This is a genomic window from Mesorhizobium sp. B2-3-4 (assembly GCF_006442315.1).
Taxonomy (GTDB): Bacteria; Pseudomonadota; Alphaproteobacteria; order Rhizobiales; family Rhizobiaceae; genus Mesorhizobium.
This window is the reverse complement of record NZ_VFVY01000019.1, coordinates 59415-72261: the sequence shown is the minus strand read 5'-3', so window position 1 is coordinate 72261 and position 12847 is coordinate 59415. Positions and strand designations below refer to the sequence as shown.

15 protein-coding genes are annotated in these 12847 nt (G+C 63.7%); 5 read left to right on the top strand and 10 right to left on the bottom strand.

Annotated features, from left to right (window positions below; translation table 11 throughout):
- From FJ967_RS24960 to FJ967_RS24920, 9 genes are all read right to left on the bottom strand, one after another.
- On the bottom strand, positions 1–1317 hold the full coding sequence (locus FJ967_RS24960; protein ID WP_140734787.1) for an ArgE/DapE family deacylase: 1317 nt from the start codon (positions 1315–1317) through the stop codon (positions 1–3).
- The gene (locus FJ967_RS24955) at positions 1317–2276 is read right to left on the bottom strand and encodes an ABC transporter permease (RefSeq protein WP_140734785.1); all 960 of its coding nucleotides are present in this window, start codon (positions 2274–2276) and stop codon (positions 1317–1319) included. Before FJ967_RS24955 ends, FJ967_RS24960 begins: the two co-directional genes overlap by 1 nt.
- Positions 2273–3199 (bottom strand): ABC transporter permease, encoded by a 927-nt coding sequence (locus FJ967_RS24950; protein WP_246675376.1) that lies wholly within the window; start codon positions 3197–3199, stop codon positions 2273–2275. Before FJ967_RS24950 ends, FJ967_RS24955 begins: the two co-directional genes overlap by 4 nt.
- A gap of 68 nt (positions 3200–3267) precedes the next feature.
- Positions 3268–4254 carry an autoinducer 2 ABC transporter substrate-binding protein gene (locus tag FJ967_RS24945; RefSeq protein WP_140734783.1) on the bottom strand — a complete coding sequence of 329 codons (987 nt, stop codon included), beginning with the start codon at positions 4252–4254 and terminating at the stop codon, positions 3268–3270.
- 33 nt (positions 4255–4287) lie between these two features.
- Entirely contained in the window at positions 4288–5058 is a 771-nt protein-coding gene (locus FJ967_RS24940; RefSeq protein WP_140734781.1) for an ATP-binding cassette domain-containing protein, read from the bottom strand.
- 28 nt (positions 5059–5086) lie between these two features.
- Positions 5087–5863, bottom strand: a complete 777-nt coding sequence (locus FJ967_RS24935) for a glutamine amidotransferase (RefSeq protein ID WP_140734778.1) — start codon at positions 5861–5863, stop codon at positions 5087–5089.
- 68 nt (positions 5864–5931) lie between these two features.
- Entirely contained in the window at positions 5932–7116 is a 1185-nt protein-coding gene (locus FJ967_RS24930; RefSeq protein WP_140734776.1) for a PfkB family carbohydrate kinase, read from the bottom strand.
- Between the two features lie 166 nt (positions 7117–7282).
- Complete coding sequence (gene radC, locus FJ967_RS24925) at positions 7283–8038, bottom strand: DNA repair protein RadC (RefSeq protein ID WP_140734774.1); 756 nt, start codon at positions 8036–8038, stop codon at positions 7283–7285.
- Between the two features lie 137 nt (positions 8039–8175).
- Positions 8176–9018, bottom strand: coding sequence for a LysR family transcriptional regulator (locus tag FJ967_RS24920; protein WP_140734772.1), 843 nt, complete (start codon positions 9016–9018; stop codon positions 8176–8178).
- A gap of 99 nt (positions 9019–9117) precedes the next feature.
- On the opposite strand from FJ967_RS24920, the gene FJ967_RS24915 reads away from it, so the two are divergent.
- A complete protein-coding gene (locus tag FJ967_RS24915; protein WP_140734939.1) occupies positions 9118–10086 on the top strand; it encodes a quinone oxidoreductase in 969 nt (322 codons plus the stop codon).
- Positions 10087–10099: 13 nt separating this feature from the next.
- Here the strand turns inward: FJ967_RS24915 and map are convergent, their stop codons facing one another.
- A complete protein-coding gene (gene map, locus FJ967_RS24910) occupies positions 10100–10927 on the bottom strand; it encodes a type I methionyl aminopeptidase (protein ID WP_140734937.1) in 828 nt (275 codons plus the stop codon).
- 285 nt (positions 10928–11212) lie between these two features.
- On the opposite strand from map, the gene FJ967_RS24905 reads away from it, so the two are divergent.
- The 4 genes from FJ967_RS24905 to FJ967_RS24890 all read left to right on the top strand — a co-directional run bounded on the left by FJ967_RS24905 (position 11213) and on the right by FJ967_RS24890 (position 12820).
- Positions 11213–11551 carry a hypothetical protein gene (locus FJ967_RS24905; RefSeq protein ID WP_140734770.1) on the top strand — a complete coding sequence of 113 codons (339 nt, stop codon included), beginning with the start codon at positions 11213–11215 and terminating at the stop codon, positions 11549–11551.
- A 109-nt stretch (positions 11552–11660) separates the two neighbouring features.
- Complete coding sequence (locus tag FJ967_RS24900; protein ID WP_140734768.1) at positions 11661–11897, top strand: hypothetical protein; 237 nt, start codon at positions 11661–11663, stop codon at positions 11895–11897.
- Positions 11898–12089: 192 nt separating this feature from the next.
- On the top strand, positions 12090–12386 hold the full coding sequence (locus tag FJ967_RS24895; RefSeq protein ID WP_127276690.1) for a DUF982 domain-containing protein: 297 nt from the start codon (positions 12090–12092) through the stop codon (positions 12384–12386).
- Positions 12387–12556: 170 nt separating this feature from the next.
- Complete coding sequence (locus FJ967_RS24890; protein WP_140734766.1) at positions 12557–12820, top strand: DUF6074 family protein; 264 nt, start codon at positions 12557–12559, stop codon at positions 12818–12820.
- Positions 12821–12847 lie beyond the last annotated feature (27 nt).

Sequence of the window (12847 nt, the reverse complement as noted above, 5' to 3'; positions counted from 1 at the left end):
CTAGCGGCACCATTTCTCGACCGCGAGCGCAATCGCCTTCGTGCAATCGACGAGATCGCGCACCGAAACGCGTTCGTTAGGCTGGTGCGCCTGCGCCGGGTCACCCGGGCCGAAGTTGACGGTCGGCGTATTGCCGAGGCCGGTCGGCAAACCAATATCGCTATGCGCGCCAAAGCCGCTCAGCACCGGCGACAGATCGGCTTGCCCGACCGCTTGCTGGAAGACCCCGACGAACGGATTGTCCGCCGGGATTTCCGCGCAATCGGCGTCGAGGATCCACTCGACGCGGGCAGGGTGCTTTCGCAGATAAGGGTCCGCCTGGCAGACATTGGCGATATGCTCTTCGATCTCGCGTTTGACGTTGCCGCCCAGCTTGAATTCGTCATGCTCGCTCGGCAGGTACTGCGCGTCGATGATGATCTCGCCGCGGCCGGCCATCGAGGAGGGGTGCTCGCCGGCATTGATCTGAGTGACGATGATCTGGTTGGGGAGGTCCATCAGCGGGTGGTTCTTCCTGGGGTCGAACATCCAGCGCCGGTTGAGGATATCGATGCCGTCGAGGATCTGCCGGCAGAGCTGCACGGCATCGACCGGGCCGCTCGAATACCAGGCGTTCGGCGTCAATTCGGCGTGGCCGCCTATGCCGTCGATGATGATCCTGCCCCAGAGAATTCCGTGACAGAGCGGCGCGATCTTGTTCGCCGTCGGTTCGGTCATGATGCCGGCATCGGCACGAAAGCCGCGATCGACCATGGCGAGCGAGCCCATGCCGCCGATCTCCTCGTCGACGACGGTGGTGAAGACGATGTCGCCGGACAGGGGAACCTTGAGTTCCCTCAGAATCTCGACCGCCATCAGCATGCAGGCGACGCCGCCCTTCATATCCACTGTGCCACGGCCATGCAGGAAGCCGTCCTTCAGCACGGGTTGGAACGGATCGGTGGCCCAATGTCCGGCGGCGCCCGGCGGGACGACGTCGATATGGCCGGTCAACATGATGGACCGGCCGCCGCCGGTGCCCTTCAATACACCGCCGAGATTTGGCCGGCCATCGAACGTCCTGCCCTTGTTGGCGCCCGCGCGCCCCTTGTATTTCTCATAGAGCGCCGGGCCGTCCGGATCCCAGAGATCGGTCGTGAAGCCGAGCGCCTCGATACGCTTCTGCAGATAGAGCTGGCAGTCACGCTCGCCGGGACCTGCTTCCTTCGGGTTGGATTTCACGATCGAAGGGAAGGCGACGAGATCGCTCAGCGTTTCGACGATGCGATCGGCCGCTGCCTCGACGCGCGCGGCGATGGTCTCTTCCATGGAAGGCATTATGATCTCCAACGTTGGGAAAGCCGGTCGGCAAGCAGGACGAACACCAGAAGGGCGCCGACGATCCCCACCTGCCAGACCGTGTTGATGTTCAGTTGCAGAAGGCCGGTCTTCAGCGTGACCAGCAAAAGGACCGCCGCGAAAATGCCGCCGACGCCGCCGCGCCCGCCAGTGATGACGATGCCTCCGAGCATTGCGGCGGTCAGCGATTCGAGCTCGAGGTTCTGGCCGATATTGGGTCTGCCGCTGCCCAGCCAGGCGAGCGAGACGAGGCCGGCGGCGCCGGCAAGCGCGCCGCTCAGCACGTAGAGAATGAAGCGAACACGACCGACCGGGATGCCAACCAGTTTGGCGGATCGCTCGTTGAAGCCCATGGCGTAGATCCAGCGCCCCCAGGCAGTCGTCATCAGCACAAGGCCGGCCAGTGCGAAACACGGGATGGCGAGTGTGAGGAAGGGCACGGGAATGCCAAGGACGACGCCGCGACCCCACAGCAGCAGCCATGCGGGCACGCCCGACTGCGCCGCGCCGCCAGTGACCGCGAGCGCGACACCGGAATAGACGAAGAATGTACCGAGCGTGGCGATGAAGGGAAGAAGCGCAAGACCGTTGACCAGCCATCCGTTCATGGCGCCCAGCGCGGCGCCGGCGAGGATGCAGACCGCCGGCAGCAGGACTGGCGGCAGGCCCAGTTTGAGCGCCAGCATGGCGATGATGGCGGAGAGCGAGACCGCGCCGCCGATTGACAGGTCTATGCCGGTTCCGCCGGCCAGGATGACAAGGCCTTGTCCGAGGCCGACCAGGGCCAGGATGGTCGAGAACTGGAGGACGGTGGTGACGGTGCCGAGATTGAAGACCGATGGCTTCAGCGCGAGCAGGCCGACAATGACGATCAGCCAGAGCCCGCACAGAAGTGCCAGCGTCAGCGCGGGGCCTTGCAGGTTCCTTAGCGTTTTCATGCGCGGGCTCGCCGGAACCGGGCCAAGGGAAGGCGGTTGGAGGCGGCTTCGAAGCCGAGCACGCCAAGAATGAGAACACCCGTGACAACCGGCTGCCAAAGCGAAGGCACGCCAATCAGGAGCAGGCCGTTCTGCAGGATTCTGAGCAACAGCACGCCAAACACGGTGCCGATCAAGCTGCATCGCCCGCCCAATATGCTGGTGCCGCCCAGGATGACAGCTGCGATCGCATCGAGCGCCAGTGTGCTGCCGATCGTCATTTCGACATTGCGGTAGGTGGCGACATAGAAAGTGGCGGCAATGCCGGTGAGGACACCGCTGATGACGAAGGTCGCGAAGCGTATCTTGACCACCGGGATTCCGGACAGCCGCGCCTTCTCTTCCGAATTACCGATTGCCAGCAGGTGCAATCCATAAGGCGTGCGCCGCAATGCCAGCCACACGGCCAGATAGGCAATGGCTATGGCGAAGGCGGCGACCGGGATGCCGATGACCGTGGTCGAGAGAAGGTCGGTGAGGCTCGAAGGCAGGCCGGAAAGCCATTGCCCGCCGAGAAGGACGAAGATAGCGGTGCGGTAGACACCAAGCAGGCCAAGCGTTCCGACGATGGCCGGAACGCGGCCGAGGACGATGACGGCGGCGGTCACGCAGCCGAGCAATGCCCCGACCAAAGGCCCTGAAATGATCGCCAGGAACGGGCTGCCGTCGGCGCTCACTATGCGCCCGACGGCAATGGCGACGAGGCCCATGACGATCCCGATGGACACATCGATGCCGCCCATGGCCAGCAGCAAGGTCATGCCGAGGCCGATCAATAAAAGCTCGACGCTGTTGCGCAGCACCGTCACCGCGTTGCCCGAGGTGGCGTAGTGCGGCGAGGCGACGGAAAAGATGACGATCGCCAGCAGACAGGCGACAAGCAATGACCACTCCCGCCCGTTCATGGAGAAGATACCGTTTCCAGACTGCCGCACCGCGCTCACGTCAGGGCTCAGAAGTTGAACTTGTCGACATTGTCCTTGGTGAAGACGGCCGGCGGGCCGAGCAGCAGAATGCCCTTGGCCGCGTCATAGGTCGCGGGCTTTTCCAGACCCGCGATCTTGTTCTCGGCCTCGAAGCTCTTGCCGTCGATCAACTGCTTGCCGGCCCAAACCGTGAGGTAACCGAGCTGCTCGGGATCCCACAACACGGTGAAGCCGAAGGCGCCGCTCTTCAGGTAGGAGCGGGCGGTGTTCGGGCTGCAATAGCCGGCACCGATGACCGAGCCGATCTTGCCGGCGGTCTCGATCGCCTGGGCGACGCCCGGGCATGTCGAGGAGGCAACGGCGATGATGGCCTTGATATCGGGATTGGCGGCCATGAGGTCACCCGAGATATGCGCGGCGCGCTCGGCCGTGCCGCCGGCGAATTGCGGGGCGAGGAGCTTCAGCTTCGGATATTTGGCGGTGGCCTGTTTCTGCATGAAGCCGATCCAGGCGTTCAGATTGGACGCCGTTGCTTCGCCCGAGACGATGCCGATCGTCGCGTCCTCGCCGACGCGCTTGACGAGCTCGTCGATGATCGTCGTGCCAAGGCCTTCGTCGGTGGCCTGCGCGACATAGACCGCGCGGCCGCTGTCGGGCGCGTCGCTGTCGCTGGTGAACAGTTTGATCCCCTTGGCCTTGGCGCTTTCCACCACGGGAGCGATGCTAGAGGCATCGAGCACGCTGACGGAAATGGCCTCGACGCCCTGGTCGATCAGGTTCTGGACGATCTGCAACTGGTCAACCGGATTGGTGTCGACCGGGCCGGAATAGATGAAGTCGACGCCGAGGTCCTTGGCGGCGCGATTGCCGCCGGCCTCCATGGCGTTGAAATAGGGAATGCCGATCAGTTGCGGAACGAAGGCAACCTTGTGTTTGTCTGCCGCATGCGCGGCCGCGGCAATGACGAGCGACAGCGCCGAGGCGGCGAGCACTTTCCTGAGATGTGAAAGCATTTTGGTTTGATCCTCTCTGGAATGACGCGCGTTTCAGTTTGTTTTTTCGAGCGCCCGCACGTCGGGATGAGCGCCTGTTATGAGCGAAACGACTTCCTCGTGATTGGTCTCGGCCGCCAGCCGCTCGGCCACCTTGCGGCCGCGCCGGAAGACGACGATGCGGTCGGCGACTTCGAACACTTCGGAAATGTTGTGGCTGATGAGGACGACGGCGCAGCCGCGCGCGGCGAGCCGCCGCGTCAGCGCCAGCACCTTGCGGCTCTCGGCCACGGCAAGCGCCGCGGTCGGCTCGTCCATGATGACCAGCCTGGCATTCAGATTGAGAGCCCGGCAGATGGCGACGGCCTGGCGCTGGCCGCCAGACAGGCTGCCGACCGGCGCTTCCGGATCGGAAATATGGGCGTCGAGTTCCTGCAGCAGACCGTCGACGCGCTGCCGCATTTCCTTCCGTTTCAGGAAGGGAACGCCCAAAATGGAGCGTTTCAATTCGCGGCCGAGAAAGACGTTTTCGGCGATCGACAGGTTTTCGGACAGCGCCAGCTCCTGGAAAATCGTCGCTATGCCTGAGGCGGCCGCATCCTTTGGCGAGGAAAAAGCGACCGGGCTGCCTTCGATGACGATCTCCCCGTCGCTCGGCCGATGAGCGCCCGCCAGGATCTTGATGAAGGTCGATTTGCCCGCGCCATTGTCGCCGAGCAGCGCCAGCACCTCGCCGGAGCGGATTTCCAGATCGACATTGGCGAGCGCGGTGAGCGCGCCGAAGCGTTTGGCGATGTTCCTGGCGACAAGAAATGGGGCGGTCATGACGGTTCCTCCCGCGCTTGCGGATCGGCTAGACGGCCTTGCTGACCCAGCGCAGCACATTGGTCCAAAGCCTGGTGTATCCGGGCCATTCGACAAAGCTGTTCGGCAGCCAGTGCGGGCCGATATCCGAGGTCCAGGCCAGGGTGCGGCCCTTTCCATGACGCCCGGTAACCAGCAGGGGATGGCTGCCCTGATCCTGAGGCAGCCGGGCCAGGATCTCGACATCGTCGCGGTCGCGGGCGACCACCTCGTTGGCGCCGAGCAGGATCGGCCATTCACCCTGGATGCCGGCAAAGATCGGATGATCGCCGGGGCCGGTGATCTCGGGCCGGAAGCCCTCGGGAATTTCGAGCCGGTCGTCGTGGAGAAGGCAAGTTACCGGCAATGCCTCCTCGACCGCCGTCCGGTGCCAGCGGGCCTTGCCGTCGATGCCCTGAAAACTGAAATAGCCGCCGATCATGACCAGCCCGCCGCCGGCTTGCGTCCAGTCGCGCAGGAGCTTCAGCCGATTGGGCACGGTCTTGCCGTGCAGCCAGACATCGGGATGCAGCAGCAGCGAGTTGGCGCCGATGTCGGAGAGGATGATGGCCTTGTATTGCGACAGGCCTTCCATGGTGAAAGGCAGCTTTTCGACGGCTTCGTGCGCCGGCATGTATTCGAGATCGAACTCGCTCTCCTTCAGGGCATTGACCAGAGGTGTCGCGCCAAGATGGAAGGTGACGCTGCCGAACTGGTCGAAGCCCTTGTAGTGGGTGGCCGAACTCATCCAGCTCTCGCCGACCAGAAGGACTTTCGTTTTCGCCATGTCCATGTTCTCCCGATATCGTCCATTTGGTTTGCCGCCCGATGCGCCGGGTCAGGCAAAGCGTTGATTCAACTGGCCATAACGTCGTTGGCCGAGGCGGTGGCCTTCAGTGTCGCAAAGTCGGCTATGTATCCTTGTGCGCCCTCGACCGTGGTCGTCAGGCTGGCGCCGACCGCCGCGTAGCGGGCAGCCGTTTCCAGCGACGCGCCGTGCAGCCACAGGCTGAGGAAGATACCGGCGAAGCTGTCGCCGGCGCCCGTCGCGTCCACCCTGTTGACAGGCAGTGCCGGCACTTCGATCTGGGGGCCACCCGTTGCCGGAAAGACGACAGCGCCAAATTCGCCAAGGGTGAGCACGACCGTTCCGCGCCGCTTGATGCACGACAGCATCAGCCGCACCGCTTCGATCATTGTCGCCATCCGGGTGCGAAAGTCGAAAATCTCCCGGATCATCACATCGTTGATGAAGGTCAGGTCGACCTGTTTGACCATCTGCGTGAAGGCTTCCGGGGTCCGCGCACTCTTGGGCAGGCCGGCCGAATGCATACTCACCTTCCAGCCTGCCTGGTGAAAGCGCTCGATGGACGCGGTCATCGTTTCATAGTGAAACCCTTCAATATGAAGGCAGGCGGGGCGCGGCTCCGGCTGGATATCGAGATTGGCGGTCAAATCGACTTCGCCAAGTTCAAACGGTTCGCTGATGATGGTGCGGCTGCCGTTGCGCTCGATGATGACGATCGCCTGCGAAAGCCGGTTGTTGGGCGTGCTGCGGATGGGCAATGCATGCACGCCGAGCTTGGCAAGTTCGCCCAGCGCCCAGTCGCTCTCCGCATCCCTGCCGACCGCCGTCGCCAGTTCGACATCGAGCGCGTAGGGCGCGCCGACCCCGGCGGCGGCAACCGCGAGATTGGCGGCGGGGCCGCCCAGCGCCTTTTCGATATGGCTGGCGGTGATACGGTCGTCGCGATGCGGCAGCACGTCGACCCGGCACAGGAAGTCGACGCTGACGCGGCCGGCAACCAGGAGCCTCGGCAGATGGTCAAGGTTCTTTGGCCGCTGCGGCGCACGACCGGGCAGGGAGCGGGCGAACGAACTCGGCCGGTACATCAGGGTCGCGATCGCCTTCTCGATGCGCTCCCGCGTGCCGTCCTTCAGCCCGGCGGTTCCATTGATGAAGTTCGAAACCGTGCCGATGGAGACACCGGCGGTTCGTGCGACATCCGCTATGGTCGGGCGCTTGCGTTGCAACGGCATGATCCAATTGAAGCGTTTCAAACGCTAGCAGCGGAACATGCCGTTCCTCAACGAAATTATCTTCTAAAGATACTGGACCTAGCCAGCCGTCTTAGGAAATTGATCCGAAAGCGCGCCAGGGTGGGCGTGGTTCGTTCCAAGATTGAACATTTTTCAAATCCCGGGCTCAGATCAAGAGCAGGCCCTTCATGCTGGCATAGCCCTTGCGCCCGATGATGATGTGGTCGTGCACGGCAATTCCCAGCCGCTTGCCGGCGTCGATGATCTCTTTTGTCATCTCGATATCGGCGCGCGACGGCGTCGGGTCGCCTGAAGGGTGGTTGTGGACCAGGATGACGGCCGTCGCCGAGAGTTCCAGCGCGCGCTTGACCACCTCGCGGGGATAGACCGGCGTGTGGTCGACCGTGCCGGTCTGCTGCACCTCGTCCGATATCAGCGCGTTCTTCTTGTCCAGGAACAGGATGCGGAACTGCTCGCGTGCCTCGAAAGCCATGGCGGCCCGGCAATAGTCGAGAAGCAGCTGCCAGGATGAGAGGATTTCGCGGCCATGCACCTCGCCGCGCGCCATGCGTTGCGCCGTCGCCGCCACCACCTTGAGGTCGAGCGCCACTGCCGGACCGATGCCCTTGACCTCCTGCAGCAGGCCGATGGGTGCCCCAAGCACTTCGGCCAGCGTGCCGAAGCGCGCCAGCAAGGCCTTGGCGACAGGCTTGGTGTCGGAGCGCGGGATCAGCCGGAAAAGCAGGAGTTCCAGAAGCTCATAATCGGGCAAGGCATCGGGACCGGCCGAGGCAAAACGCTCGCGCAGGCGATCGCGGTGGCCGAGATATCCAGGCTTTTCGTCCGGAACCGGCCTGGCCTTCGCGGCTGACCGGACCGGCACTTCGGAGAAGAAACTCCGCTCGTCGTCATCACCGGTCATCCGCCCCCGCTTCCAGACAATCAATCGGCATGTCCGATCCGGCAAAATATTAGGCTGGCAAGCCGGCACGGTCGAGTGCTTTCACGACGGTCGGTGCCAACCGCTGCAAGTATTACCTGGGCAGAGGCGTCCCTTGTTCATTCGACCTTGCCGGCAAGCCCGTCCATTACCGTCCTGATAAGCGGCACATCCTTGATATCCGTGTGCACGACCAGCCAGAGTTCACGGGTGAGGGGGGCTTCCGCCAACGGAAGGCTGGTCAAACCTTGGCCGGTGGCCATGAAATCCGGCAGCAAGGCGATGCCGCCGCCGGCTTTGACGGCAGCCAGCTGAAACTCCAGCGTGGAGCCGCGGATCGCGACCGGGCGATCTCCCGCGATCCGCGCAAGCAGCCTCTCCTGGGGAGACGACGACATGGTTTGCTCATAGCCGATGAAGGTCCAGTTCGCCTCGCGCGTCGCGGCAAGATAGTTGGGGTCGCCGTAGAGGCTGAAACCGATTTCGCCGATCCTGGTGACGGTCAGGTCGCCCTGATCGGGGCGCGCCATGCGCACGGCGATGTCGGCCTCCCTGCGCCCCAGCGAGGCATAGCGCGTCTCGCCGATGACCACGATGTTGATGCCGGGATGTCGCTGGCGGATGCGAACGAACCGCTCGGTCAGCAGCGCCGTCGCCAGGGTTGGCGGGGCACTTATCCTGACCGTTCCCGCATGCCGGCTGTCGATATTCAGACCGGCGCGCTCGATCGTCAGGGAATCCTCGCTCATGCGCGCCGCGATGGTGGCGATCTCCTGGCCCTTGGCCGTAAGCGACAGGCGCCGTCCGCGCCGGTCGACGAGCTTGGCGCCGATGCTCTCTTCCAAATGCGCTATTCGCCTTGCCACGGTGGCATGCTCCACGCCCAGCGCCCGGGCAGCCGCCGAAAGCGTGCCCAGACGCGAAAGCGCATGAAAATGGCGGAGGTCTTCCCAATCCAGCATCCGTTTATTTTTTCCCATTGCGTGGGAGTTTATAGGGAATTTTCCATCAGGCTGTCATCTGGCATCCTCGCTGTCGCGTTTTGGATCGGGAGAATGAGGATGGATATTGCCGTTAAGCTGATCGCCACGGGGGGCATCGATCAATTGCGGGTGCTGGAAAGCGCGCCGCAATCTCCAGGCCCCCTGGAAGTTCGCCTTCGTCATGAGGCTATTGGCGTCAATTTTCTCGACATCTACCATCGCAAGGGCATCTATCCGCTGCCTTCCTATCCCCATGTGCTCGGCGCCGAGGGTGCCGGAATCGTTGAAGAGGTTGGTTCCGATGTCGCATTTCTCGCGCCGGGGGACCGCATTGCCTATGCCGGCGCTCCCGTCGGCGGCTACAGCTCGACACGGCTGCTGCCGGCCGCGCGGGCGATCAAGCTGCCCGACGGGGTCGACGCCCGAATCGCGGCGGCATCGACATTGAAGGGCATGACCGCCTACATGCTGCTCCGCCGCACCTATGCTGTGAAGCCGGGCACGGTCATGCTGGTGCATGCGGCGGCGGGCGGGCTCGGCGCCATTCTGGTCCGCTGGGCGAAGCATCTTGGTGCTACGGTGATCGGTACCGTCAGCTCCGAGGAAAAGGCCGCTCTTGCCTGGTCCCATGGCGCCGATCATCTCATCGTCGGGCGCGATGCCGACATCATCGGGCGGACTCTGGATCTCACGCAGGGGCGCGGCGTGGATGTCGGCTATGACGGCATCGGTGGCGCCATGCTGGCAAAGACCATCCAATGTATCCGGCCGTTCGGCACCGCCGTCAGTTTCGGCCAGGCCGCAGGGCCAATCCCGCCGGTTTCGCTTGACCAGTTGCGGCCCAACCGCGCTCTTGCCCACCCAAGCATAATGGCGGCGACAGGCGACCAGGCTTTCTACACCGAAGCCGCGGCGAGCGTGCTCGACGCGTTTCGCCTGGGCATCACAGCGACCATTGGCGGCGAATTCGCGCTCGCCGACGCCGGTCAAGCCCATACCGAACTCGAAGCCGGGCGCACCGCCGGAAGTCTGTTGCTGATCCCTTAGACGCCTGGTGGCGTCAGGCCGGCAGTCCCGGGCGGTCGAGCTTTTTGGGCGACAGCGTGAAAATCTCGCAGCCCGCGTCGGTAACGCCGACCGTGTGCTCGTATTGCGCCGACAGCGAGCGGTCGCGTGTCACCGCCGTCCAGCCGTCCGACAATACCTTCACATGCGGCCGGCCGAGATTGATCATCGGCTCGATGGTGAAGATCATGCCGGGTCGCATCTCCACGCCTTCATTGACGTTGCCGTAATGGAGGATGTTGGGCGCGTCGTGAAACAGCTGGCCGACGCCGTGACCGCAGAAGTCGCGCACCACCGAGCAGCGTTCGGCTTCGGCATAAGTCTGGATGGCGGCGCCGATTGCACCGGTGCGCGCGCCCGGCCTGACGGCGGCGATGCCGCGCATCAGGCATTCATGGGTGACTTCCAGCAGGCGTTCGGCGGCGCGCTTGATCGTGCCGACCGGATACATGCGCGAGGAATCGCCGTGCCAGCCATCGAGGATGTAGGTCACGTCGATATTGACGATATCGCCATCCTTCAGCGGCTTGTTGTCGGGAATGCCGTGACAGACAACATGGTTGATCGAGGTGCAGGACGATTTCGTGTAACCGCGATAGTTGAGCGTGGCGGGCAGTGCGCCATGGTCCATGCCGAACTCGAAGACGAAACGGTCGATGGCGTCGGTGGTGACGCCCGGGCCGACCATCGGCGCCAGTTCGTCCAGGCAGCGCGCGGTGAGGTCGCATGCCTTGCGCATGCCGGCAAAGCCTTCCTCGCCGTAGAGGCGGATCTGGCCGGTGTTTCTGAGCGGTGCCGTGGCGGCGTCGAGATAGGTGACCATTTTGCCCGTATAGAAGATGGCGCGCCGCGGGAACGCTGGCGCCAGGATGACTCCAGATTTGGCACTTGGGGGCGAAAGGTTCAAGAAAGAACTGCCTGGTCCTGCCTCGGCCGCCCGAATATTTGCTGGCGAGGCGATGCTTTTTGCGGGTTTTGCATGGGTTTGCTTTCCTTTCAGGCCGTCATGCGTTAGGCCGGCTCGATGTTTCGGAGATCTCGTCCGTTCCCGGCGCCCGAGCGCGTCAAGCCGCGCGGGACGCCACTGACGGCAGCCTGCTCATGTCTGATGGGCCTGGTGCTGCTGGCGATGCTGTGCCTCGGCCGGCCGGACACGCCCATCTTCGCGGATCCTGCTCAGGGCGCGGCCAGCGTCGGTATCGAAAGCTCGGGTGAGGTCGCGGCGCTCCTGCGGGGCACCAACAAAGCGCAGGCCCTGGAAGTTCGCAGCACACGGCCGATGCTCGCCAAGTTCGCCGGCGGCCATGCGGCCCTGCCGGCTCCGCAGGCCGCTTTTCTCGGCTTCTCCCTGCCACTGCCGGCAAGGTTTGTCGCCGCGGATGAGGCTGTTTGCCCACCCTGCATAAGCGCCAACCAGCCGCGCGCGCCGCCATCCATGCCGGCCTGAGCGGTCCAGGGCCGCCTTTCACCTTCATTCATCTCATTCGCGTCGCGACCCATGCGGCGGCTGTCGGCCGCGCATTGGCCGCGTGGCGCGTCGTTTACGGATCATTGCAATGCAACGCATCAAGACCTTCAAAAGCCTATCGCGCGCGGCCTCCGCCGCGTCATTTCTGTCCGTTCAGGCGCTCATCTGCATCGGAACCGTTTATTGGGCGGTCGCCGAGACGCTCTATTTGTCGGGAGCCGGAGCGCTCGTCCTCGGCGCCCTGTTCGCCTTGCCGTCGGCCTACGTTCTGCTGATGGTGGTGCGGATGGCCTTCGATGCGGAGACCGACCCGGCTAACCAGTGACCACGGCTCCAGGGCCCCGTGACCGACAGGTCACGGGCGTCCGGAGAGCCCTGCGCCAGCAAAGGATCGCGGCCGACCGCGGCAAAACGTCCTTTTCCGCAGTAACGACACATTCCCGCGGCATAGGATGCTTCGAGCAACTTTTTACGACGAGCCGCGTTGCTTGGGCGATGCCGGTTCGGGAGATGTCGCATGGACAGATTGCAATTCGAGGTGCCGGTGCGCATCGCACCAGGTCCCGGCTTGCCAGTCGAGGAAATCTACGGCGTCGAGCAGGCGCTCGATTTTCTGCAGGACTGGCCGGCGCGCCGGCAGGGACCGGTGTATCAGAAGGCATTCAATGCCTGTTTCGGCGCCACGGTGGATGTGGTCAAGACCGAAGATGCCTGCCGGGCGTTCATGGCGTTCTGCCGCGTCACCGGCCTGATGGCCGGCGACATGATGGCGCCACGCAAGCGCGGCGGCGAGGCCAGAGCGCTGCAGGCCTGAGGGCCGCTTCGGGTACCCTGATAAACCCCGTTAACTGCCAGTACACATGAGCGTGTCGCGCGGACGACGCATGATCGGGCGCGCCGTTAAGCTTCCGTTTCCAACTTCGCGGTTAGCCATTGCTTGTTCGGCAATGGTTGATTCGTTGCGTCAGTGTCATGGTTCGGAAGATGTCCCCAGAAAAAGTCCGTGCGTTCCCGATCGATCGTCAGCTATTCCTAGTCCGGGACGTTGCCGCCAAGCTCGGCAACCTGCATGGCGAGACCGCCACCTCGTTCTGGAAGGCAAAAGCGGCGGAATTGCTCGACCTCGTTATCGGGGCGGGCAGCGACAAAACGTCAGCCAGTGACGAAGTGCGCAGGTTCTTCCTTGCCGTACAGCGAGAATTATTGGCCGGATCAGTTGTTGAGCCGGCGCCGCTTCTTTCCGCCTGAAGCAGAGTTTAGTCCATGGGTTTGCGC